We start from the raw sequence: 21,900 nt of genomic DNA on the forward strand, positions 1-21,900 counted from the left end.
GGGGGGTTGAGGAGGGCGGCAGGGGGGGCGGTGGGGAAACACGAGACGGGGTCGCGGGCACGCAAGGGGACAACCCCACCCCCCCCCCCCCCCCCCCCCCCGGGGGGGGGGGGGGGGCCCCCCCCCCCCCCCCCACGCCCCCTCGGACAGCCTCAGAACAGGCGCAGCTTGTCGTCCTCGATGCCGCGTAGGGCGTCGTAGTCCAGCACCACGCACCCGATGCCGCGGTCCGTCGCCAGGACGCGGGCCTGGGGTTTGATCTCCTGGGCCGCGAAGACGCCGCGGACCGGGGCCAGATGAGGATCGCGGTTCAGCAGCTCCAGGTAGCGGGTGAGCTGCTCGACACCGTCGATCTCGCCACGCCGCTTGATCTCCACCGCCACCGTCGCCCCGTCGGAGTCCCGGCACAGGATGTCGACCGGGCCGATGGCCGTGGGGTACTCGCGGCGGATCAGGCTGTAGCCCTCGCCGAGTGTCTCGATCCGGTCCGCGAGGAGCTCCTGGAGGTGCGCTTCCACGCCGTCCTTGATGAGACCCGGGTCCACACCCAGCTCGTGCGACGAGTCATGGAGGATCTCCTCCATGGTGATGATCAGTTTCTCGCCTGCTTTGTTGACCACCGTCCACACGCTGTCGTCGCCCTCCTTCAGCGTGCACGGAGGCGACATCCAGTTCAGCGGTTTGTACGCCCGGTCGTCCGCGTGGATGGAGACACTGCCGTCTGCCTTGACCAGGATCAGACGGGGGGCGGTGGGCAGGTGGGCGGTGAGCCGGCCGGCGTAGTCCACGGAGCAGCGGGCGATGACGAGACGCATGGGGCGCAACGCTACTCGACCGGGCCCCGCCCGCGCGATTCGCGCACCTTCGCCCGACGCCGCCCCTGGCCGGGACCCTCCGGCTCGCCCCTCTTGTCCCCTTCGTAATTGGCCGGTTGTGTTCCCATTCTCCTGGTGCGGACCAGACAGCGCGCCTAACGTGGAAGCAGGAGGTCGCCGGTCGTGCACGCTGCGTCGTCGTGAGCGGCGTACTCAGTCGTGCGCCGTCGCCTCCTTCCCTGCCCGTAAGACCTCGTTCATCGGGGTCGCGAGAGGAGAACCCATGTCGCTCGACGTCTCACCGGCGCTGTTGGAACAGGCCGAGCGAGGCGAGGTCGACGAAGCTGCATTCGTCGACTGCGTCCGGACCTCCCTGCCCTATGCATGGGAGATGATCAGTTCTCTGGTGGCTCAGCTGAAGGTGGACGGCGGTCAGTTCGCCGACAACCAGACGCCGCCGCCGGACGAGCAGGCACGTGGTCAGCTGTTGCGCGCGCTCGCGAGTGACGCCATCCGGGGTGCGCTGCAGCGGCACTTCGGAGTACGACTCGCTTTCCAGAACTGCCACCGCGTCGCGGTGTTCCCACTGGACCCCTCGGTGGACGAGCGGCTCGCCCGCTTCACTTCCGTAAGGGCCCAGCTGCTCAACCAGTCGCCCGAACTGCGCGACTGCTGATGCCTTTGCTGCCGCTCCGCACCCCGGTGGGCTTCATGCACGCCGGAGCGGCAGCATCTTCCGGACGACGGGCCGGTGGAGGAGTGCGGGCCGTACGGAAGTGCGGCCCGCAAGCTCACCCCGCCCGCTCAGTGGAGCAGCGGCAGCACGTCGGCGCCCAGCCGCTGCACGTTGTCCTCCGTGGCCGCCAGATCGCCGGAGCCCTCGACCAGCAGGGCGAAGCGCGTGATGCCGGTGCGCTCCGAGGTCGCGGCGAGCCGGTCGGCCGCCAGCCGCGGCGGGCCCACCGGATGCAGCCCGCACAACAGCTCCGTGTACGCCACGGGATCGCGCATCGAGCGCTGCCTGCCGTCGACCGTGACATGGGCGTCCAGCCCCTGCTTGAGCCATCCGGGCATGGCCTTGACCAGAGTCTCCTCCGCCGCCGCACGGCTGTCCGCGATCTGCGCGACACCGGCCGACACATGGCCGGCGCGCGCGACCGTCTCCGGCGCCCGGCCCGCGGCGAGGGCGTGCCTGCGCCACAGGGCGACCATCTCCGCCTTCTCCTCGTCGCCGCAGTGCATCCCGAGGAGCATCGGCAGTCCACGCTCGGCCGCCAGCCGCACGCTGGCGGGGGAGGTGCACGCCACGACCACCTCCGGACCCTCGGGACCGTCCGGATCCCCGGGGCCTTCGCCGCTGCCGCAGAGCAGCTCGTCCGGCCGTGGTACGACGGGGACTTCACGGAAAGTGAATCGTTCCCCCTCGGCCGAGACACGGGGGTCGCGCAGCCAACGCAGCAGCAGATCCAGCGATTCGGGGAATCCCTTCTCGTACGCCGCGAGACCGGATCCGAAGACCTCCAGATCGACCCAGGGGCCGCCACGGCCCACACCGAGGGAGAACCGCCCCCCGGAGGTGAGGTGCAGCAGCGCCGCCTGCTCGCCGAGTGCGACGGGGTGGGCGGTGGGCAGCACACTCACGGCCGTGCCCACCCGGATCCGCTCCGTGCGGCCGAGCAGCAGCGCGGCCAGAGTCACCGCCGACGGACACACCCCGTACGGCACGAAGTGGTGCTCGGCGAGCCAGACCGAGTCGAGACCGGCCGCCTCCGCGGCCTCCGCGGACCGCACCGCCCGGTGCAGTGCCTCCCCTTGGCCCTGGCCCGGGAACTGGGCGGCCAGTACAAAAGCTCCAACGCGCATCGCCTTTTGCCTCCTTGCGGCCGACGCGGCACTCCCCCCACACAGGCAACAACGTCTGACACGTGCCAAAGGCACGGCCACTCGTGAAATTGTTGCGATTTTCCGGTAACTGGCCCCTGTGGGTGGTCAGGTCCGGCGCCGTGCAGGACGTGTACCCACAGCGGCGGACCGTAGGCTGGAAGGGAACTGCCCGGTCTGCTCAGTGCTCAGTGCTCAGTGAGGTGTCACGTGTCCCCGCGCCGAAACCGCCCTCGCGGCGGCGAGAAGCCGTCCGGCCCCGCAGGCGAGGCGGGCGACCGTTACGGCGGGGTGCAGCGGACCGAGAGCTGGCAGGGCGAGGAGTGGTCCGTACGCCATGTCGCCGGGGCGAACACCGTCGGCAAGCGGTACCGCTGCCCCGGCTGCGACCAGGAGATCCCTTCCGGGACGCCGCATGTGGTGGCGTGGCCGGAGTACGGCGGCGTGGACGACCGGCGGCACTGGCACAAGGCGTGCTGGAACGCGAAGGACCGCCGCACCTCGCGGGTGCAGCGGTCCCGTAACGCACCTCGGCACTGAGTACCGAACAGGCTCAGACGCTCATACGTCGCGCTTGGAGAGGGAGAAGAAGGCTCCGGTCATCGCGACGGCCGTGGCCGCCAGCATGATCCACAGCGGATCCCAGCCGGTCGGGCCGGACTCGGTCACCGGAGCGTTGTAGAGGACGCCCAGCTGGCTCGGGATCGAGTACTCGAAGAGCGCTTCCTGCACCTCCCGCAGCGACGGCGAGAACATGAACAGCGCCAGCACCAGCGGCAGCAGCACCAGACCGATCATGATGGTGATGGCGCCCGCCGAGTGCCGGATCAGTGCGCCGACGGCGAGCGAGAGCAGGCCGAGCAGGGCGACGTAGAGACCGATGCCGACCGTCGCGTGGAACCAGTCCTCGCCGGTGGTGACGCCGCTGTCCACGATCGAGGTCTGCAGGGCACCGACGATGCCGGCGGTCACCGTCGTGATCACGAAGACCAGCCCGAAGAAGACGATCGCCTTCGCGGTCAGCACCCGGCCGCGGCTGGGGCAGGCGGTCAGGGTCGTACGGATCATTCCGGTGCCGTACTCGGACGCGATGGTCAGCACGCCGAGCGTGATCACACAGATCGAGCCGAGCAGTACGCCGAAGAACCCGAGGCTGAGAACGGACTCCTCGCCCAGCTCGGCGTCGGAGGAGGCCACGGCGAAGGCGGAGAGCAGGCCGATGCCCACCATCAGCACGATCATCACGCCGAGCGTCCACATGGTGGACCGGACCGAGCGGATCTTCGTCCACTCGGAGGCGAGCGCATCACCGAGGTGCGCCGCCCGCACGGGAATCGGGGAGCTGTACGTGCCCTGCGGGTACGCGCCCTGCTGCTGGTACGGGGTCGTCATCGGGCGTCCTCGTTGTTGCTCTTGGTCAGGTCTGCGGGGGCGGAGGCGGGAGTGGCGGCGGCCGGCGGAGCGACCGGTGCGGCGGCCGGGGCCGAGGCCGGGGGAGTCGCGTACGGGTTCTGTCCGGGCGGCGGCGGGGCGTACCAGCCCTGCTGCGGCACCTCGGGGACGACCGGCTGCGGCGGCACGTACCCCATCGGCTGCTGCTGCATCAGACCGGCCTTCTGGTCGTCCGTCGAGCGGTAGTCGACGGCGCCCTGCGTCATCCGCATGTACGCCTCCTCCAGGGAGGCCTGGTGCGGCGACAGCTCCCACAGCCGCACATCGGCGTCGTGCGCCAGATCACTGATCGCCGGCAGCGCCAGACCGGTCACCCGCAGGGCCCCGTCCGGCTCGGGCATGACCTGCCCGCCGGCCTCGGTGAGGACGGTGGTCAGCTTCTCCCGCTGCTGCGGCTCGGTCTGCGGCGTACGCACCCGCGCGAAGTCCGCCGAGTTGTGCGAGATGAAGTCCTTGACGCTCATGTCGGAGAGCAGCTGACCGCGCCCGATCACGATCAAGTGATCGGCGGTGAGGGCCATTTCGCTCATCAGATGCGAGGAGACGAAAACGGTACGGCCCTCGGCGGCCAGCTGCTTCATCAGATTGCGCACCCAGAGGATGCCCTCGGGGTCGAGGCCGTTCACCGGCTCGTCGAAGAGGAGCACCTGCGGGTCGCCGAGCAGCGCGGCCGCGATGCCGAGCCGCTGCCCCATACCCAGCGAGAAGCCCTTGGAACGCCGCTTGGCGACATCCTGCAGACCGACCACGCCGAGGACCTCGTCGACCCGGCGGGCCGGAATACCGGACAGCTGGGCGAGGGAGAGCAGATGGTTCCGTGCGCTCCGGCCGCCGTGCACGGCCTTGGCATCGAGCAGCGCGCCGACCTGTCGGGGCGCGTTGGGCAGCTTCCCGAAGGGGTAGCCGCCGATCGTGACATGGCCGGAAGTCGGCTGGTCCAGGCCCAGGATCATGCGCATGGTCGTCGACTTGCCGGAGCCGTTGGGCCCGAGGAAGCCGGTGACGGCACCGGGCCGTACCTGGAAGGAAAGGTTGTACACGGCCGTCTTGGCGCCGTAGCGCTTCGTCAGGCCGACTGCCTCGATCATTCTCCAGCCCCATCGACAGTTCAGGTCGTCGGGGCACGGACCGGACATGGCCACAGGCCCCCCGTAAGAGTTAGGAGGATATCCAGGCCTTGACGGTTCCGGCCAAGCCCTGGAAGTCCGTCACATCGATGCACGACCCGTCATGCGTCCCGCTTCTTGAGGACCAGGAAGCCGCCCAGCAGTGCCGCCGCCACCCAGATCAGCATGATCCCGAGCCCGCCCCACGGGCCGTAGGGCGCCGGTTCGCTGTTCATCGCCTCCGGGACCACCTGCATGATCTTCGAGCCGGCCTGGTCCGGGAAGTAGCGGGCGACGTCCTTCGCGTACGGCACCGCCGACAGGATCTGGGAGACCAGGAAGAAGAACGGCATCAGGATGCCGAGCGAGAGCATCGAACTGCGCAGCATGGCCGCGACACCCATCGAGAAGACCGCGATGAGGCCCATGTAGAGGCCGCCGCCGATCACCGCACGCAGCACGTTCTCCTCGGTGATCGAGGTGCGGTGGTCGCCGAGCAGCGCCTGGCCGAGGAAGAAGCTGAGGAAGCTCGTCGCCATCCCCACCACCAGCGCCAGCAGCCCGGCCACCAGGATCTTGCCGAAGAGGAACGTGGCACGCTGCGGGACGGCGGCGAGCGAGGCGCGGATCATTCCGCTGCTGTACTCCGTACCGACGACGAGGACGCCGAAGACGACCATCGCCAGCTGGCCGAGCACCATCCCGGAGAAGCTGATGAGCGTCGGGTCGAACGTGGCCTGCTCGGCGGCCGGGAGATCGTCGAAGGTCGAGGCCAGCAGCGCGCAGAGCAGCCCGCCGACGGCGACCGTCACGACGAAGGCGCTCACGAGCGTCCATGTGGTGGAGGCGACCGTACGGATCTTGGTCCACTCGGACTGGAGGACGGCGGGTACCGAGGCCATGGGTCAGGCTCCCTCGTTGCGCGGGGCCCACTGGGGGCCGTGACCGGCGGTGGAGTGTGCGTGGTACTCCACCGCGCCTGCCGTCATCTGCATGAAGGCCTCCTCCAGTGAGGCGCGCTGGGAACTCAGCTCATGCAGCACGATCCGGTGCTGTGCGGCCAGTTCACCGAGCTGCTCGGTGGTGGCGCCGTCGATCTCCAGCGTCCCGTTGCCCGCCTCGATGGCCGTCAGGCCCGATTCGTGGAGTATGTCGCGCAGCCGCTCCTGCTGCGGTGAGCGGAGCCGTACATAACTGCGCGAGTTCTGATGAATGAAATCGGCCATCGAGGTGTCGGCGAGCAGCTTGCCCTGCCCGATCACGACCAAGTGATCGGCGGTGAGGGCCATTTCGCTCATCAGATGCGAGGAAACGAAGATCGTCCGGCCTTCGGCGGCGAGGGTCTTCATAAGATTGCGGATCCAGTGAATTCCTTCGGGATCCAGCCCGTTGACCGGCTCGTCGAACATCAGGATCTCCGGATCGCCCAGCAGCGCGGAGGCGATTCCCAGCCGCTGCCCCATACCGAGCGAAAATCCTTTGGACTTCTTCTTCGCCACCGGCGTCAGCCCGACCACGTCGAGGACCTCGGCCACCCGGCTCTCCGGGATCCGGTTCGCCTGGGCGAGGCAGAGCAGATGGTTGTAGGCGCTGCGGCCGCCGTGCATCGCCTTGGCGTCCAGCAGTGCGCCGATGTACTTGAGCGGTTCCTGAAGGTCCCGGTAGTGCTTGCCGTCGATCCGGACGGTCCCGCTCGTGGGGTTGTCCAGATCGAGCATCATGCGCATCGTCGTCGACTTGCCCGCGCCGTTGGGCCCGAGGAAGCCGGTCACCACACCCGGCCGGACCTGAAAGGACAGATGGTCGACGGCGACCTTCGTGCCGAAGCGCTTGGTGAGACCTTCGAGCTCGATCATGCGTTCACGCTACGTGCGGGGGGGTGTCCTCTGCCACCGCTTTCGATGACCGGGGGCTGACGCCTGCGGACCCCCGCGGTTGCCGCCGGCCCACCGTCCGCAGACGCAAACGCCCGTGCCCGGCACCTTTGCAGGCGCCGGGCACGGGCGTGGCCTCGTAGGCGTGTCGCAGACGCGTCAGCGGCTCTGCTGGGCCGGGACGCCGCGGGAGATCGGCTCGTCGTCGGCCGGCGTGCCCGCCGCGGCGACCGCCGCACCGGTCAGCGTGGCCAGCATCTCGCGGACGTTGGTCAGCTGGGCGTTGATGGAGTCGCGACGGTTCGTCAGCGCCGCCAGCTCGCGCTCCGATTCGCTACGGATCCGGTCCGCCTTCGCGTTCGCGTCGGCCACGATGTCCTCGGCCTGGCGCTGCGCGGTCTCGACCGTCTGACGGGCGCGGCGCTCCGCATCCGTACGCAGCTTCTCGGCCTCCAGGCGCAGCTGCTCCGCGCGGTGCTCGATCTCCGCCAGGCGCTTCTCCGCCTTCGCCTGGCGCGACGCCAGGTCACGCTCGGACTGCTCGCGGCGCTTCGCCAGGTTCGTCTCGAAGTCCGCGGCGGCCTGGGCGGCCTTGGCGCGGGTCTCCTCGAAGAGGGCGTCGGCCTCCTCGCGCTTCGACTGCGCGTCCTTCTGCGCCTCGGCGCGCAGCGAGCTCGCCTCGCCCTGGGCCTTCTCGACGATCCGGACGCCCTCGTCCTCGGCCTTCTGCTTGCGCTCGGCGGCGAACGACTCGGCGTCGTTGCGCACCTGCTGGGCCGCCGACTCGGCGAGCTCGCGGTGCTGCTCGGCGGCGCGACGGGCCTCCTCGCGCAGGTCCTTCGCCTCCTCCTCGGCGAGGCGGAGGATCTTCTCGACACGCGCACCGAGTCCCGCGTACGACGGTTCCGCGTCGTTGACCTGGGCCTGGGCATTCTGCGTCTCGAGGTGGAGCTCCTCGATGCGCTTTTCCAGAGAGGTGATCCGTGCGAGAGCACTGTCACGATCGGCGACGAGTTTGGTAATGCGGTCATCCACCTGACCGCGGTCGTACCCACGCCGCACGAGCTCGAAGCCGAAGGGGGAGGAAGTGTCGCTCATGGGGTTCCTGTCGAATGAGACCGGTGAGGTGTTAGAGGGAATCCTAGGGGCCGAAGCGGCGTGTCATCGAGCGTATGCCCGTTTGATATGGAGAATGTCCAGCCTTTTGAGTGGCTAGCCGTCGGACGACTTGCCACTCGAACGTGTAACCCCTGCTGCCGCACCCGCCTTGACCCCGCCCTCCTTGCCGCCGGACGGCGCCTCGAAGGACTCCAGCGCCTCCAGCACGTCCTGGACACGGGAGATCTCCGCCTGGATGTCCTCGCGCCTGCGCACCAGCACGTCCAGCTCCCGCTGGCCCTCCGTGATCATGCGCTCGGCCTCGCGCTCCGCTTCCGCCTTCACCTTCTCGGCCTCGCGGACCAGCTCGGCCTTCTTCTGCTCGGCCTCCTTGAGGAGCGCCTCGGCCTTCTTCACCGCGGCGATCCGGACCTTGCCGGCCTCCGAATTGGCGTCCGAGACCAGTTCCTTGGCCTTCGCCTCGGCCTCGGCCTGCTGCTCGGTCGCGGCCTTCACCAGCTGGTCGCAGCGCTCGCCGGCCGCCTTCATCTGCTCGGCGGACTCCCGGCGGGCCCGGTCGTGCAGCTCCTCGATCTCCGCCTCGATGCGCGTACGCAGCTCCTCCGCGCGCTCCCTGATGGCGGTCGAGTCGCTGCGCGCCCCCACCAGCAGCTCGTCGGCGTCCGTACGGGACTTCTCCACCAGTGAGTTGCCCTCGACGGTCGCCTCCGCGACCAGCCGCTCGGCCTCCTTGCGGGCCGCGCCGACCATCGTGTCGGCCTGCGACTCGGCCTCGGTAGTGGCGCGCAGCGCCTCCTCCTGGGCCTTCGCGACGAGCTGGTCCGCCTGCTCCGCCGCGTCGGCACGGCGCTTCGCCGCGTCCTGACGGGCCGCGTCGAGCGTACGGTCGGCCTCCCCACGGGCCTCGGAGCGCGTCTGCTCCGCCGCGCTCTCGGCGTCCGCACGCAGCCGCTCCGCCTCGGTCCTGATGCGCTCGGCGGCCTGCTGGGCGGAGCCAACGGTCTCGGCCGCCTCGGCACGCAGCCGCTCGGCTTCCCCGGACGCCTCGGCGATGAGCTGGTCGGCCTGCTCGGCCGCGTCCGCACGGCGCTTGTCGGCGGCCTTGCGGGCCTCGTCCAGCACCTGCTCGCCGTCCGCGCGGGCGGCGGCCCGCAGCTGCTCGGCCTGCGCCTCGCCATCGGCCTTGACCTGCTCCGCCTCGGTACGCAGCCGGGCCGCGTCCTGCTCGGCGAGCGACAGCAGCTCCGACGCCTCGGTGGTGATCCGCTCGCTCTCGCTCGTCGCCTCGCCCACCAGCCGGTCGGCCTGCGCGGCAGCTTCGGAACGGATGCGGTTGGCGTCCTCGCGGGCCTCGGCGCGGGAACGCGCGGCGTCCTGCTCGGCGGTGGCGACCGCGTCCGACGCCTCCGTACGCATCCGCTGCGCGTACTCCGCGGCGTCCGAGCGAAGCCGCTCCGACTCGGCGATCGCCTCGGCCATGGTCCGCTCGGCGAGCACCCTCGCGGCCTCGGACTCCTCGTCGGCGCGCGCCTTGATCCGGTTGGCGTCCTCGGTGGCCCGTTCCCGCTCCGCGTACGCGTCGGCGCGGACCCGGTCCGCCTCCTCCTGTGCCTCGGACCTCGTACGGTCCGCCGCGTGCTCGGCCGCGCTGCGCAGCCCGGAGATCTCCTGCTCGGCCTGCTCCTGGAGACCGGACACGGAGTCCCGCACCTGCTGGGCGGTCTGCTCGGCGGCGGACACCATCTCGGTGGCCCGCCGGTCCGCCTCCTCGACCAGCCGCTGAGCCTCGGTCTGTGCCTCCTCGACCCGCTTGCGGGCGGAGGCCAGCAGCTCCTCGCTCTGCTCGCGGGCCCGGTCACGCTCCTGGTCCGCCTCCGTGCGGGCCGCGGTGAGGATCTCCTCGGCCTCCCGCCGACGCCGGTTCGCCTCCTCCTGCGCGGCGGCCAGCGCCTCCGTGGCCTCCTGACCGACCCGCTCGGCGGCGGCCGCCGCCTCGCCGCGGACCCGGTCCGCGCTCTCCTGCGCCTCCGTCCTGAGCCGCTCGGCCTCGGTGGCGGCCTCGGTCTGCAGCCGAACCGCCACGGCCTCGCCCTCGGCGCGCGAGGCCGAGGCGTCCGCAGCCGCTTCGTCGCGCAGCCGCTCGGCCTCCTGCTCGGCCTGCGCCTGGAGCGTACGGATCCGCTCGGCTGCCTCGGTGCGCAGCCGCTCGGTCTCCTCGGCGGCCTCACGACGGATCCGCTCGCTCTCACCGCGAGCCTCGGAGAGCGCCTGCTCGGCAGAGACGAGACGGGACTCCGCCTCCGTGTGCAGCCGGGTCAGCTCCTCGTCGGCCTCCCGGCGCCGCGCGACGGCGGCGCGCGCCGCTTCCTCGCGCGTCTCACGGGCGGCGGACTCCGCCTCGGCGCGGGTGTGATCGGCCTGCTCCTCGGCCTCGGCGCGCAGCCGGTCCGCCTCGGCGCGCGTGCGCTCCAGCGTCTCCTCGGCCTGCCGGCGCAGCGTCGTCGCCCGCTCGATCGCTTCCGTACGGACCCGCTCGCTGTCCGCGGTCGCCCCGGAACGGACCTCGTCCGCGTCGGCCTTCGCCTTGGTCAGCAGCTCCTCGGCGGACCTGGCCGCCTCCTCGATCTGCTGGACGGCCTCGCGGCGCGCCTCGCTGCGGATCCGCTCGCCCTCGGCGACCGCCTCCGCGCGCAGCTGCTCGGCCTCGCCGCGCAGCCGGCGCGCCTCCTCCTGCAGCTCGACCGTCTTGGCCCGGTACTCCTTGGTGTCGTCCTTGGCGGCGCCCTTGAGCTCCTCGGCCGTGTCATGGGCCTCGGCGCGCAGCCGGTCCGCCTCGGCCTCGGCCTCGCGGCGGATCCGCTCGGCCTCCTCGGCGGCCTTGCGAGTGGTGTTCTTGGCATCCTCGGAGGCCTTGTTCAGGACCTCCTCGGCGGTACGGGCGGCCTTCGCGAGCTGCGCGGCGGAGTCCTCGGCGGCGACCGTACGGGCCTTGTCCCCGGCCTCCGCGACCAGCTTCTCCGCCTCGGCACGGGCGTCCGCGAGCGCCTGCTCGGCCTCCGTCTTGAGGGCCTCGGACTCCTTGGTGGCCTCCGCGACCAGCCGGGCGATCTCCGACTTGGCGGTGCGGGTGCGCTGCTCGTTCGCCGACTCGGCGCTCGCGAGCGTCTTGCCCGCGGCGTCCTTCGCCTCGGTGACGAGCTTCTCGGCCTCCGCGCGGGCCTCGCGCAGCTTTTCGTCCGCCTCCTGCAGCCGCTGCTCGGCGGCCCTGCTGAGTTCCGCGGCCTGCTGGCGGGCCTGGTCGGACTCGGCGGTGGTGCTGGAACGCAGCTGCTCGGCGTGGCTGGTGGCCTCCTGCGCCTGGTTGGAGGCGGCGTTGAGGAGCCGCTCGGCGTCCTTGCGGGCGCGCAGCAGGATTGCTTCGGCTTCGGCACGGGCCGTCTCTGCCTCGGAGCCGAGCCGCTGGCGGGTCTCCTCGGCGACCCGGGAGGCCTCGGCGCGGGCGGCGGCCAGGCCGTGCTCGGCCTCGGCGCGGGACTCGTCGAGGAGCCGGCGGGCCTGGGACTCGGTACGGGCACGCAGCTGCTCGGCCCACGCCACGTTCTCGTTGACATGCGCCTCGACGGTCTGGCGGCGCTCCGCCAGCTCCTGGTCGAGGCGCTGGCGGCGCTGGTTGGCCTCCGCGTGCAACTCGGCCTGGAGCCTGGCCTGGTGCTCCGCGTGCTCCTGGAGGATGCGCTGGGTCTGCGCCCGGGCCTCGCGCAGCTCGCGCTCGGCGTCGGAGCGCAGCTGGTCGGCCTGGATCTGGGCATTACGGAGCAGCTGCTCGGCCTGATAGCCGATGTCGGCGCTGTCGTAGGCAGGACGGGACGCCAGAGCGCGGCGTGCCTCGTGGAGCTTGGCGCGCAACACCTCGACCTGGTATCCGAGGTCCTCGGCGTGCTGGACGGCCTTCTCCCGCGCGGTCTTCAGCCGGTCCATCTCGGCTTCGAACCGCGAGAGGTGGTCGTCGTCAGCTCGGTGGCTCTCCTGGCGTTCGTAGCCCCGCACTACGCGGTCCCATCCGTCCCCTGGTCGCGACTCTGTACAGACGAGAACCGTTCGCGGCGAACGGCCCCCCGGGGAATGGTGGCAGATCAGACACTCAACCACGAAGCCGCGGAACGGCTCCGGCCCGGCCCCGGCCCGGAGCGGCCCACTCTACCGGGCCAGGAATCCGGAGGTCAGTGCTCCGCGGAGGACGGGTCCGCGGACGTGACGAGTTCGGTGAGGACTCCATGGCAGTCCTTGGGGTGCAGGAACGTGATCCGGGACCCCATCGAGCCGATGCGCGGCTCGTCGTACAGCACCCGTACGCCCTTGCTGCGGATGTCCTCGGCGTCACCGTCCACGTCCGCGGTGCCGAAGGCGATGTGGTGGACCCCCTCACCGTTCTTGGCCAGCCACTTCCCGACCGCGGAGTCCTCGCGGGTGGGCTCCAGGAGCTGGAGATAGGAGGCGCCGCCGTCCGAGGTCTCATTGATCTTGAGCATGGCCTCGCGCACGCCCTGCTCCTCGTTGACCTCGGTGTGGAACACCTCGAAACCGTAGGTCGCACGATAGAACTCGACTGTCTTGTCGAGGTCGAAACAGGCGATTCCAATGTGGTCGATTCGCGTCAGCATGGGTCCAGTGCAGCGCTCTGAAGATGGTTACGCAACGTGCGCGCGATCACACCGGCTGCCCGGTGACCCGAACGCATACCGCTCAGTACAGTTCGAGTAAACCCTCGTTCACTCCTCAGCCGCCGTGCTGGAAGGGGAACCCCTCTCATGTCTGGTACGAACAGCAGCACCTCCGTGATCGTCGCCGGCGCCCGAACCCCCATGGGGCGGCTGCTCGGTTCTCTGAAGTCCTTCTCCGGCGCCGAACTGGGCGGTTTCGCGATCAAGGCCGCGCTGGACCGGGCCGGCATCGGCGGCGACCAGGTGCAGTACGTGATCATGGGCCAGGTGCTGCAGGCCGGGGCGGGCCAGATTCCCGCCCGGCAGGCCGCCGTCAAGGCCGGCATTCCCATGAACGTGCCCGCGCTGACCATCAACAAGGTGTGTCTCTCCGGACTCGACGCGATCGCCCTCGCCGACCAGTTGATCCGCGCGGGTGAGTTCGACGTGGTCGTCGCCGGCGGCCAGGAGTCCATGACCAACGCGCCGCACCTGCTGCCGAAGTCCCGTGAGGGCTTCAAGTACGGCGCGATCGAGATGCTCGACGCGATGGCGTACGACGGCCTCACCGACGCCTTCGAGGGCATCGCCATGGGCGAGTCGACGGAGAAGCACAACACCCGCCTCGGCATCGCCCGGCCCGAGCAGGACGAGATCGCCGCGCTGTCGCACCAGCGTGCCGCCGCCGCGCAGAAGAACGGCATCTTCGAGGCCGAGATCACGCCCGTCGAGATCCCGCAGCGCAAGGGCGAGCCGGTCGTCTTCAGCAAGGACGAGGGCATCCGCGCGGAGACCACCGTCGAGTCGCTCGGCAAGCTGCGCCCGGCGTTCGCGAAGGACGGCACGATCACCGCCGGTACGTCCTCGCAGATCTCCGACGGCGCGGCCGCGGTCGTCGTGATGAGCAAGGCCAAGGCCCAGGAGCTCGGCCTGGAGTGGATCGCCGAGATCGGCGCGCACGGCAATGTGGCGGGCCCGGACAACTCGCTCCAGTCCCAGCCGTCCAACGCGATCCAGCACGCCCTCAAGAAGGAGGGCCTGGAGGCGGCCGACCTCGACCTCATCGAGATCAACGAGGCGTTCGCCGCGGTCTCCGTGCAGTCGATGAAGGACCTCGGGGTGTCCCCGGAAAAGGTGAACGTCAACGGTGGCGCGATCGCCCTGGGCCACCCGATCGGCATGTCGGGCGCGCGGATCGTGCTGCACCTCGCGCTGGAGCTGAAGCGGCGCGGCGGCGGGGTCGGCGCGGCCGCGCTGTGCGGTGGCGGCGGTCAGGGCGATGCGCTGATCGTCCGCGTACCGGCCAAGTAAGTCCTCGACGAACGGAGCAGCGTGATGGTGGACGTCCCCCAGCTGGTCGCCCAGGCGAGGGAGGGCAGGCCGCGGGCCGTGGCCCGGCTGATCTCGCTCGTCGAGGGGGCGTCCCCGCAGCTGCGTGAGGTCATGGCGGAGCTGGCGCCACTGACCGGCGGCGCGTACGTGGTGGGCCTGACCGGTTCGCCGGGGGTCGGCAAGTCCACGTCCACCTCCGCGCTGGTCACGGCGTACCGGCGGGCCGGGAAGCGGGTCGGCGTCCTGGCCGTCGACCCGTCCTCCCCGTTCAGCGGTGGAGCGCTGCTGGGCGACCGGGTCCGGATGTCCGATCATGCGTCCGACCCGGGCGTGTACATCCGCTCGATGGCCACCCGCGGCCATCTGGGCGGCCTCGCCTGGGCCGCGCCCCAGGCGATCCGTGTCCTGGACGCGGCCGGCTGCGACGTGGTGCTCGTGGAGACGGTCGGCGTCGGCCAGTCGGAGGTCGAGATCGCGTCGCAGGCGGACACGTCGGTGGTGCTGCTCGCACCCGGCATGGGCGACGGGATCCAGGCCGCCAAGGCGGGCATCCTCGAGATCGGCGATGTGTACGTCGTCAACAAGGCGGACCGCGACGGAGCCGACGCCACCGCCCGCGAGCTCAACCACATGCTCGGTCTGGGCGAGTCCCGGGCGCCGGGGGACTGGCGGCCCCCGATCGTGAAGACGGTCGCCGCGCGCTCCGAGGGCATCGACGAGGTCGTGGAGGCCCTGGAGAAGCACCGCGCGTGGATGGAGGAGCACGGCGTTCTCACCGAGCGCCGTACCCGCCGCGCCGCCCACGAGGTCGAGACCATCGCGGTCACGCGCCTGCGCGAGCGCATCGGCGACCTCCACGGCGACCGCCGTCTCGACTCCCTCGCGTCCCGCATCGTGGCGGGCGAGCTCGACCCGTACGCGGCGGCGGACGAACTGGTGGCGGGGCTGACGACGTCTCCCTGAGGGTCCCCGGCCCCGGCCCTCCCGGTGGGCGTGTGCGTGTGCGGCCCGGTGGGTGGTGTGCGCCCACCGGGCCGGGGGCGCCGAAGGCTCCTCGTCAGACCTTGCCGCGGCGTCCGCGAAGATGCTCCGCCACCGGTTTGAGCGACTCGTGGAGGTCGGCGAGTGCCTCGGGCGACAGCAGGTCGATGAAGTGCTGGCGCACCGACTCGACGTGGTGCGGCGCGACCTTCCGCATGGTATCCATCCCCTGGTCGGTGAGGACGGCATACAGTCCGCGGCGGTCGGACTCGCAGTTCTCCCGGCGGACCAGGCCCGCGTTCTCCATGCGGGTGATCTGGTGGGAGAGCCGGCTCTTGGACTGGAGCGTGGCTGCCGCCAGATCGCTCATCCGCATGCGTTGGTCCGCGGACTCCGAGAGATTGACGAGAATCTCGTAATCGTTGTTGGTCAGGCCGAACGGTTGCAGATCCTTCTCCATCTGGTATGTCAACAGCCTGTTGACATCCAGATAGGTGCGCCAGGCGCACTGCTCCGTATCGCTCAGCCAGCGCGTGGCCGTCTCGGTCTCCATATATGGATACTACCCTAAGAAGTTGAAAGACGGACGAAGTTGGGGACAGTGACGCCCCACCCCGATCCCCCATCAAGGGTGCAGACGTTCGACGTCACACTCCGCAGCCTACCGCTCACAAGCCGAAGCGACGCTGGAGGTCCCCCAGCTGACCCGGGAGGCGGGGTGTGGACCCGTGCTGACCAGGTGCCCCATGGCCCCCGGCGCCCCCGCCGGGCACCCCCGGCTCGTGCGGCACCGTACCGGTCGCCTGGTCGGCCATGAGTGTCTCGGTGGACTGGAGCAGGACGGTGCCGGCCCCCACGAACTCGAACTGGTGCTCTTCGCCCGACGCCCCGCCGACCCCGGTGAGCGAGCGCAGCCCGCCCATCACGCCGCTCATGTAGCCGTGGTCGTAGTGGTGGCACGGCGACGGGCAGTCCGCCCACCCGACCAGCGCCTGCGGGTCGACCCGGATCGGCGGTTCCATGAAGACCACGGGGCCGTTCGACGCCGCCACGAACTTCCCCGTACCGATCAGCGTCAGAAACCCCGGCACGATCGACTGCTTCAGCGCCAGCGACGGCTGGTACGCGAGCAGATTCCCGGCCCGGATCGTCAGGTTGCCCTCGTCGAGGTCGAACGAGTTGACGTCGAAGGCCCGGTCCGCGAGCAGCATCTTCCCGCTGCCCTCGGCCACCACCCAGTCGCTCGCGTGCAGCGGCGAGTGGAAGCTCGTACGCATCAGCCGGTCCAGCCGACCGTGGCCGATCCCGTTGAAGTCGATGCGCCCGTAGTAGGCGATCATCTTGCCCTTCTGCAGGAACCACTGGGAGCCCTTGAGCTCCACACAGAAGGTGTAGGCGTTGACGTTGTCGTCGCTCGGCAGCGTCATCGGGTCGAAAATCACCGGCGTGCTCACAGCTTCTCCTCCGACGCCTGGACGTACACCGCACCACTGCCGCTCAGCTCCAGCTGGAACGCCTCGCCCGAGCCGCGCCCCACCATGTCGCGCCAGCCCAGCGCGGTGGAGAGCTTGTTCCGTACGTCGCCGTGGTGCGCGACGTACGCCTGCGGGTCGACATGGACCGGCCGGCCGGGCGTGATGGGAAGCTCGATCACCCCGCCGTGCGCCATGACCGCGACCGCGCCGTGCCCCTTCAGGGTCGTGGTGAAGAGCCCCTGGCCGGTGACCTGGCCGCGCACCATGCCCATGACCCCGCCCTGCGAGCCCATGAACATCGTGCCCTGCTGCAGCGTCCCGTCGAAGGCGAGCAGCCGGTCCGCCTCGACGTAGAGGGTGTCGCCGGTCAGGTTGATCACCTGGATGTGGTGGCCGCCGTGGCCGAACATCACGGTCCCGGAGCCCTCGACCGTCATCAGCGGGGTCGCCTCGTCGGCCACCCGCCGACCGATCATCGACATCAGGCCGCCCTGGCCGCCCGCCATGTTCGGGGTGAAGGACACCTCGCCCTTGTACGCGAGCATCGCGCCGCGCTGGCTGAACATCTTCTGGCCGGGGATCACCGTCGCCTCGACCATTCTCGAGTTGATCTCGCGGAACGGCATCAGACGTCCCCCCCGATCGTGTTCCGCTCACTCGGCTGCACGTACACGAGCCCGTCGCCCTCGAACCGGATCTGGAAGGCCTCGCCGCCGCCCTCGCCCATCAGCGTGCGGAAGGTGACCCCGGACTGGAAGTTCTGCTGGAGATTGCCCTGGTGCGCGATGTACGCGCCGGGGTCGACGGAGAGCGGGTACTGGGGCGTCACCCGCAGCACCACGGCCGGGCCGTCGGACATGATCGCCGCCTGGCCCGTGCCCTCGACGGTCGTGGTGAACAGACCGTTGCCGGTCGCGCCGCCGCGCAGACCGGTGAAGCTGGTGCCGGTGCGCAGCCCGCCGTCCGTGCAGAGCAGATTGCTGGACTCGACGTACAGCTTGTCGCCGTGCAGCGAGACGAGATTGATCTCGGACGCGCGGTCGGCGAAGTAGCAGGTGCCCTGGCCCTTCACCTCCATCATGGTCATCTGCTCGCCGGTGAGGCGGCGGGTCACCATGCCGCGGATGCCCTCACCCCCGCCGGACATCTTCTTGAAGGCCATCTGGCCGTCGTACGCGACCATCGACCCGTTCTTCGCCCTGACGGCGTCCCCGGTCATGTCGACGGCCAGCACTTTGCTGCCTTGAAGTCGGAACATTGCCACGGGAGGACGTTATAGGGCGGCGGACGTTCCGGGACAGGCCCTCCGGAATGATGTCGACCCTGACCGGACCCTCAGAGCCGGCCGGTCAAACGGCCGGTCCGGCGGACCGGCTACCCGGACACGGCCCGGCCACCCGGGTAAAGGCCAGGGAAAACGCGGTGCCACAATGGACGCGCTTGTGCGTGCGTTCACAAGACAATCGCCCCCTCCACCGAAGGTGCCTCCGTGGACATCAAGACCGCCTCCTCCCTCCACCGCCTCCGGCTCGTCTCCGCGCCGGAGGCCGTGTCGTTCCTTCTGCTGCTCGTCTGCTCGGTGCTCAAGCGCACGACGGAGTTCAACGCGGTCCCGGTCATGGGCGCGATCCACGGTGTGCTGTTCATCCTGTACGTGATCTTCTGGCTGGACGCCTGGAACCGTACGAAGTGGGACGTCAAGACGGCCGCGGTCTACTTCGTCCTCTCCGTGCTGCCCTTCGGCGGCTTCTTCGCCGAGCGCAAGCTCAAGCGCGCCGCCGAGGACGCCGTCATCGCCGCCCGTGCCCGCCGCGTGGGCACGGTGGACGCGTGATCGTCGCCTTCTCCGTCACCCCGCTCGGCGTCGGTGAGGACGTCGGCGAGTACGTCGCCGACGCCGTGCGCGTCGTCCGGGAGTCGGGGCTGCCGAACCGCACGGACGCCATGTTCACCTCGATCGAGGGTGAGTGGGACGAGGTCATGGACGTCGTCAAGCGTGCCGTCGCCGCCGTGGAGGCGCGTGCGCCGCGCGTCTCCCTCGTCCTCAAGGCGGACATCAGGCCCGGTGTCACCGACGGGCTGACCGGCAAGGTCGAGACGGTGGAGCGCCACCTCTCGGCGTGAACGCCGTCCGGGCTCCCCGTGGTGCCACCGCCCGCGGGGAGCCCGGAATACCGAAGTTCGAGACAGGGCTGACCAGCATATGACCAGTGGGTAAGGTCGGTGCCGTGCCGAAGCCGCTCAGTCTTCCCTTCGACCCCATCGCCCGAGCCGACGAGCTCTGGCAGCAGCGCTGGGGCCCCGTGCCCTCGATGGCCGCGATCACCTCGATCATGCGCGCACACCAGATCCTCCTCGCCGAGGTCGACGCCGTCGTCAAGCCGTACGGACTGACCTTCGCGCGGTACGAGGCGCTGGTGCTGCTCACCTTCTCCAAGGCCGGCGAGCTGCCGATGTCCAAGATCGGCGAGCGGCTGATGGTGCATCCGACATCGGTGACGAACACGGTGGACCGGCTGGTGAAGTCCGGCCTGGTCGCCAAGCGCCCCAACCCCAACGACGGCCGCGGCACGCTCGCCTCCATCACCGAGAAGGGCCGCGAGGTGGTAGAAGCCGCCACCCGCGATCTGATGGCGATGGACTTCGGTCTCGGAGCGTACGACGCGGAGGAGTGCGGGGAGATCTTCGCTCTGCTGCGGCCGCTGCGCATCGCCGCGCACGACTTCGACGAGGGCTAGAACCTGCCCGCCGGATCAGGCCTAACCCGCTGCAAGATCGCCCAAAGCGGGCCGTTACGCTCGTCGCCATGAAGAAGAGCGTGCTGACCCGCTACCGGGTGATGGCCTACGTCACCGCCGTGATGCTGCTCGTGCTGTGCACCTGCATGGTGTTCAAGTACGGCTTCGACCAGGGCGAGGACATCACCTTCGCGGTCTCCCAGGCCCACGGCATCCTCTACATCATCTATCTGATCTTCGCGTTCGACCTGGGCTCCAAGGCCAAGTGGTCGTTCGGCAAGCTCCTGTGGGTGCTGGTCTCCGGGACCATTCCCTTCGCCGCCTTCTTCGTCGAGCGCAAAGTCACACGCACCGTAGAGCCGCTGGTCAGCGGGCAGGTTCCGGCGGTCGCCAAGGCGTAGACCCGCCGCCGTACGGGTACGTACGGCGGTCTCCCATCGACATTTACTAGGACGTCCTAGTAAATTCGAAGGTATGGACGCTGACGCCATCGAGGAGGGCCGCCGCCGCTGGCAGGCCCGCTACGACTCCGCAAAGAAGCGGAACGCCGACTTCACCACGCTCTCCGGTGATCCGGTCGAGCCGGTCTACGGGCCCAGGCCCGGGGACGCCTATGAAGGCTTCGAGCGGATCGGCTGGCCCGGCGAGTATCCGTTCACCCGCGGTCTGTATCCGACGGGCTACCGCGGCCGCACCTGGACCATCCGCCAGTTCGCCGGCTTCGGCAACGCCGAGCAGACCAACGAGCGGTACAAGATGATCCTGGCCGCCGGCGGTGGCGGGCTCAGCGTCGCCTTCGACATGCCGACGCTGATGGGCCGCGACTCCGACGACCCGCGCTCGCTCGGCGAGGTCGGCCACTGCGGCGTCGCCATCGACTCCGCCGCCGACATGGAGGTCCTGTTCAAGGGCATCCCGCTCGGCGACGTCACGACCTCGATGACGATCAGCGGGCCGGCCGTTCCGGTCTTCTGCATGTACCTCGTCGCCGCCGAGCGGCAGGGCGTCGACCCGGCCGTGCTCAACGGCACCCTGCAGACCGACATCTTCAAGGAGTACATCGCGCAGAAGGAGTGGCTCTTCCAGCCCGAGCCCCATCTGCGTCTGATCGGCGACCTGATGGAGCACTGCGCCGGCTCCATTCCCGCGTACAAGCCGCTGTCCGTCTCCGGCTACCACATCCGCGAGGCGGGAGCGACGGCCGCGCAGGAGCTGGCGTACACGCTCGCGGACGGATTCGGATACGTCGAGCTCGGCCTGAGCCGTGGCCTGGACGTGGACGTCTTCGCTCCCGGACTGTCCTTCTTCTTCGACGCGCACGTCGACTTCTTCGAGGAGATCGCCAAGTTCCGCGCGGCCCGGCGCATCTGGGCCCGCTGGATGAAGGACGTGTACGGCGCGAAGACCGACAAGGCGCAGTGGCTGCGCTTCCACACCCAGACCGCCGGTGTCTCGCTGACCGCCCAGCAGCCGTACAACAACGTCGTACGGACGGCCGTCGAGGCACTCGCGGCCGTGCTCGGCGGCACGAACTCGCTGCACACCAACGCGCTGGACGAGACCCTCGCCCTGCCGTCCGAGCAGGCCGCCGAGATCGCCCTGCGCACCCAGCAGGTGCTGATGGAGGAGACGGGCGTCGGCAACGTGGCCGACCCGCTGGGTGGATCCTGGTACGTCGAGCAGCTCACGGACCGCATCGAGGCCGACGCCGAGAAGATCTTCGAGCAGATCAGGGAGCGCGGCCGGCGGGCCCATCCGGACGGACAGCACCCCATCGGGCCCATCACCTCCGGCATCCTGCGCGGTATCGAGGACGGCTGGTTCACCGGCGAGATCGCCGAGTCCGCGTTCCGCTACCAGCAGTCGCTGGAGAAGGGCGACAAGCGCGTCGTCGGCGTCAACGTCCACCACGGCTCGGTCACCGGCGACCTGGAGATCCTCCGCGTCAGCCACGAGGTCGAGTGGGAGCAGGTCCGCATTCTCGGCGAGCGCAAGTCGCGGCGCGACGACGCGCGCGTACGAGCCTCACTGGACGCCATGCTGGCCGCCGCCCGCGACGGCAGCAACATGATCGGGCCGATGCTCGACGCGGTCCGTGCCGAGGCCACTCTCGGTGAGATCTGCGACGCGCTCCGGGACGAGTGGGGGACGTACACCGAGCCGCCCGGCTTCTGACGGATCCCGCGCAGCGCCGGGCAGTCACCCCCGACGCCCCCGCAACGAGGAGCCCCGGCCGGTCGAGCCGGGGCTCCGGCCGTTGAACTCCCTGGTGAGGGAGGCGTGTTGGATCCCTTCCGTCCTCAGGTCCTCCGGTGTCGCGGCCGTGACCCGGTGCTGTGGAACACGGCATACGGAACATCGAACTGCCGCTTCCGGCAGGCGGTGTGGTGGCGCGTCACCGATGGCTCGGCCGCTCTTCGCCGCGTG

22 protein-coding genes are annotated in these 21,900 nt (G+C 70.1%); 9 read left to right on the plus strand and 13 right to left on the minus strand.

Annotation, left to right across the window (positions count from 1 at the left end):
* Positions 1 to 152: 152 nt before the first annotated feature.
* Entirely contained in the window at positions 153 to 815 is a 663-nt protein-coding gene (gene nucS, locus AC0699_RS16365; RefSeq protein ID WP_453662324.1) for an endonuclease NucS, read from the minus strand.
* 283 nt (positions 816 to 1,098) lie between these two features.
* On the opposite strand from nucS, the gene AC0699_RS16370 reads away from it, so the two are divergent.
* Positions 1,099 to 1,491 carry an SCO5389 family protein gene (locus AC0699_RS16370; RefSeq protein WP_469768922.1) on the plus strand — a complete coding sequence of 131 codons (393 nt, stop codon included), beginning with the start codon at positions 1,099 to 1,101 and terminating at the stop codon, positions 1,489 to 1,491.
* A 128-nt stretch (positions 1,492 to 1,619) separates the two neighbouring features.
* Here the strand turns inward: AC0699_RS16370 and AC0699_RS16375 are convergent, their stop codons facing one another.
* Complete coding sequence (locus AC0699_RS16375) at positions 1,620 to 2,678, minus strand: LLM class flavin-dependent oxidoreductase (protein WP_478660388.1); 1,059 nt, start codon at positions 2,676 to 2,678, stop codon at positions 1,620 to 1,622.
* Positions 2,679 to 2,906: 228 nt separating this feature from the next.
* Between AC0699_RS16375 and AC0699_RS16380 the strand changes: the two genes are divergently transcribed.
* Positions 2,907 to 3,236 carry an ATP/GTP-binding protein gene (locus AC0699_RS16380; protein ID WP_478660390.1) on the plus strand — a complete coding sequence of 110 codons (330 nt, stop codon included), beginning with the start codon at positions 2,907 to 2,909 and terminating at the stop codon, positions 3,234 to 3,236.
* A 21-nt stretch (positions 3,237 to 3,257) separates the two neighbouring features.
* On the opposite strand, the gene AC0699_RS16385 is transcribed toward AC0699_RS16380, so the two are convergent.
* The 7 genes from AC0699_RS16385 to mce all read right to left on the minus strand — a co-directional run bounded on the left by AC0699_RS16385 (position 3,258) and on the right by mce (position 12,908).
* Positions 3,258 to 4,088 (minus strand): ABC transporter permease, encoded by an 831-nt coding sequence (locus AC0699_RS16385; RefSeq protein WP_478660392.1) that lies wholly within the window; start codon positions 4,086 to 4,088, stop codon positions 3,258 to 3,260.
* Positions 4,085 to 5,236, minus strand: a complete 1,152-nt coding sequence (locus AC0699_RS16390) for an ABC transporter ATP-binding protein (protein WP_478660394.1) — start codon at positions 5,234 to 5,236, stop codon at positions 4,085 to 4,087. The genes AC0699_RS16385 and AC0699_RS16390 overlap by 4 nt, the downstream gene beginning before the upstream one ends.
* A 140-nt stretch (positions 5,237 to 5,376) precedes the next feature.
* Positions 5,377 to 6,156 (minus strand): ABC transporter permease, encoded by a 780-nt coding sequence (locus AC0699_RS16395; protein WP_478660396.1) that lies wholly within the window; start codon positions 6,154 to 6,156, stop codon positions 5,377 to 5,379.
* Between the two features lie 3 nt (positions 6,157 to 6,159).
* Positions 6,160 to 7,110, minus strand: a complete 951-nt coding sequence (locus tag AC0699_RS16400) for an ABC transporter ATP-binding protein (protein WP_478660398.1) — start codon at positions 7,108 to 7,110, stop codon at positions 6,160 to 6,162.
* A 177-nt stretch (positions 7,111 to 7,287) separates the two neighbouring features.
* Positions 7,288 to 8,226: a cellulose-binding protein gene (locus AC0699_RS16405; protein ID WP_478660400.1), complete on the minus strand. Its 939-nt coding sequence runs from the start codon at positions 8,224 to 8,226 to the stop codon at positions 7,288 to 7,290.
* A 114-nt stretch (positions 8,227 to 8,340) separates the two neighbouring features.
* Complete coding sequence (gene scy, locus AC0699_RS16410; RefSeq protein WP_478660402.1) at positions 8,341 to 12,294, minus strand: polarized growth protein Scy; 3,954 nt, start codon at positions 12,292 to 12,294, stop codon at positions 8,341 to 8,343.
* Positions 12,295 to 12,467: 173 nt separating this feature from the next.
* A complete protein-coding gene (gene mce, locus AC0699_RS16415; RefSeq protein WP_469768913.1) occupies positions 12,468 to 12,908 on the minus strand; it encodes a methylmalonyl-CoA epimerase in 441 nt (146 codons plus the stop codon).
* A gap of 147 nt (positions 12,909 to 13,055) precedes the next feature.
* On the opposite strand from mce, the gene AC0699_RS16420 reads away from it, so the two are divergent.
* On the plus strand, positions 13,056 to 14,258 hold the full coding sequence (locus tag AC0699_RS16420; RefSeq protein ID WP_478660404.1) for an acetyl-CoA C-acetyltransferase: 1,203 nt from the start codon (positions 13,056 to 13,058) through the stop codon (positions 14,256 to 14,258).
* 24 nt (positions 14,259 to 14,282) lie between these two features.
* Positions 14,283 to 15,242 (plus strand): methylmalonyl Co-A mutase-associated GTPase MeaB, encoded by a 960-nt coding sequence (gene meaB / locus AC0699_RS16425; protein ID WP_478660406.1) that lies wholly within the window; start codon positions 14,283 to 14,285, stop codon positions 15,240 to 15,242.
* Between the two features lie 94 nt (positions 15,243 to 15,336).
* Here meaB and AC0699_RS16430 read toward each other — a convergent pair whose 3' ends face one another.
* The 4 genes from AC0699_RS16430 to AC0699_RS16445 form a co-directional block, all read right to left on the minus strand.
* Positions 15,337 to 15,813: a MarR family winged helix-turn-helix transcriptional regulator gene (locus AC0699_RS16430; RefSeq protein WP_478660408.1), complete on the minus strand. Its 477-nt coding sequence runs from the start codon at positions 15,811 to 15,813 to the stop codon at positions 15,337 to 15,339.
* A 115-nt stretch (positions 15,814 to 15,928) separates the two neighbouring features.
* Positions 15,929 to 16,714, minus strand: coding sequence for an AIM24 family protein (locus AC0699_RS16435; RefSeq protein ID WP_453664140.1), 786 nt, complete (start codon positions 16,712 to 16,714; stop codon positions 15,929 to 15,931).
* Complete coding sequence (locus AC0699_RS16440; RefSeq protein WP_478660410.1) at positions 16,711 to 17,361, minus strand: AIM24 family protein; 651 nt, start codon at positions 17,359 to 17,361, stop codon at positions 16,711 to 16,713. The genes AC0699_RS16435 and AC0699_RS16440 overlap by 4 nt, the downstream gene beginning before the upstream one ends.
* Entirely contained in the window at positions 17,361 to 17,993 is a 633-nt protein-coding gene (locus AC0699_RS16445; RefSeq protein WP_478660680.1) for an AIM24 family protein, read from the minus strand. The genes AC0699_RS16440 and AC0699_RS16445 overlap by 1 nt, the downstream gene beginning before the upstream one ends.
* 231 nt (positions 17,994 to 18,224) lie before the next feature.
* Here AC0699_RS16445 and AC0699_RS16450 point away from each other — a divergent pair, with 231 nt between their 5' ends.
* From AC0699_RS16450 to AC0699_RS16470, 5 genes are all read left to right on the plus strand, one after another.
* Positions 18,225 to 18,569: a DUF3817 domain-containing protein gene (locus AC0699_RS16450; protein ID WP_469768908.1), complete on the plus strand. Its 345-nt coding sequence runs from the start codon at positions 18,225 to 18,227 to the stop codon at positions 18,567 to 18,569.
* Positions 18,566 to 18,859: an MTH1187 family thiamine-binding protein gene (locus AC0699_RS16455; RefSeq protein ID WP_453664144.1), complete on the plus strand. Its 294-nt coding sequence runs from the start codon at positions 18,566 to 18,568 to the stop codon at positions 18,857 to 18,859. Before AC0699_RS16450 ends, AC0699_RS16455 begins: the two co-directional genes overlap by 4 nt.
* 104 nt (positions 18,860 to 18,963) lie before the next feature.
* Positions 18,964 to 19,473 carry a MarR family winged helix-turn-helix transcriptional regulator gene (locus AC0699_RS16460; RefSeq protein WP_478660412.1) on the plus strand — a complete coding sequence of 170 codons (510 nt, stop codon included), beginning with the start codon at positions 18,964 to 18,966 and terminating at the stop codon, positions 19,471 to 19,473.
* A 68-nt stretch (positions 19,474 to 19,541) separates the two neighbouring features.
* Positions 19,542 to 19,874, plus strand: coding sequence for a DUF3817 domain-containing protein (locus AC0699_RS16465; protein ID WP_478660414.1), 333 nt, complete (start codon positions 19,542 to 19,544; stop codon positions 19,872 to 19,874).
* Between the two features lie 73 nt (positions 19,875 to 19,947).
* Positions 19,948 to 21,648 (plus strand): coenzyme B12-dependent isobutyryl-CoA mutase large subunit, encoded by a 1,701-nt coding sequence (locus AC0699_RS16470; protein ID WP_469768905.1) that lies wholly within the window; start codon positions 19,948 to 19,950, stop codon positions 21,646 to 21,648.
* Positions 21,649 to 21,900: the final 252 nt, after the last annotated feature.

Source organism: Streptomyces sp. NPDC043870 (assembly GCF_056435785.1).

Coding starts and splice junctions, on each gene's coding strand:
- AC0699_RS16395 (WP_478660396.1), bottom strand. CDS start 6,156: ATGGCCTCGGTACCCGCCGTCCTCCAGTCCGAGTGGACCAAGATCCGT.
- meaB (WP_478660406.1), top strand. CDS start 14,283: ATGGTGGACGTCCCCCAGCTGGTCGCCCAGGCGAGGGAGGGCAGGCCG.
- AC0699_RS16370 (WP_469768922.1), top strand. CDS start 1,099: ATGTCGCTCGACGTCTCACCGGCGCTGTTGGAACAGGCCGAGCGAGGC.
- AC0699_RS16420 (WP_478660404.1), top strand. CDS start 13,056: ATGTCTGGTACGAACAGCAGCACCTCCGTGATCGTCGCCGGCGCCCGA.
- AC0699_RS16470 (WP_469768905.1), top strand. CDS start 19,948: ATGGACGCTGACGCCATCGAGGAGGGCCGCCGCCGCTGGCAGGCCCGC.
- AC0699_RS16390 (WP_478660394.1), bottom strand. CDS start 5,236: ATGATCGAGGCAGTCGGCCTGACGAAGCGCTACGGCGCCAAGACGGCC.
- AC0699_RS16375 (WP_478660388.1), bottom strand. CDS start 2,678: ATGCGCGTTGGAGCTTTTGTACTGGCCGCCCAGTTCCCGGGCCAGGGC.
- mce (WP_469768913.1), bottom strand. CDS start 12,908: ATGCTGACGCGAATCGACCACATTGGAATCGCCTGTTTCGACCTCGAC.
- AC0699_RS16400 (WP_478660398.1), bottom strand. CDS start 7,110: ATGATCGAGCTCGAAGGTCTCACCAAGCGCTTCGGCACGAAGGTCGCC.
- AC0699_RS16445 (WP_478660680.1), bottom strand. CDS start 17,993: ATGTTCCGACTTCAAGGCAGCAAAGTGCTGGCCGTCGACATGACCGGG.
- AC0699_RS16465 (WP_478660414.1), top strand. CDS start 19,542: ATGAAGAAGAGCGTGCTGACCCGCTACCGGGTGATGGCCTACGTCACC.
- nucS (WP_453662324.1), bottom strand. CDS start 815: ATGCGTCTCGTCATCGCCCGCTGCTCCGTGGACTACGCCGGCCGGCTC.
- AC0699_RS16440 (WP_478660410.1), bottom strand. CDS start 17,361: ATGCCGTTCCGCGAGATCAACTCGAGAATGGTCGAGGCGACGGTGATC.
- AC0699_RS16430 (WP_478660408.1), bottom strand. CDS start 15,813: ATGGAGACCGAGACGGCCACGCGCTGGCTGAGCGATACGGAGCAGTGC.
- AC0699_RS16405 (WP_478660400.1), bottom strand. CDS start 8,226: ATGAGCGACACTTCCTCCCCCTTCGGCTTCGAGCTCGTGCGGCGTGGG.
- AC0699_RS16385 (WP_478660392.1), bottom strand. CDS start 4,088: ATGACGACCCCGTACCAGCAGCAGGGCGCGTACCCGCAGGGCACGTAC.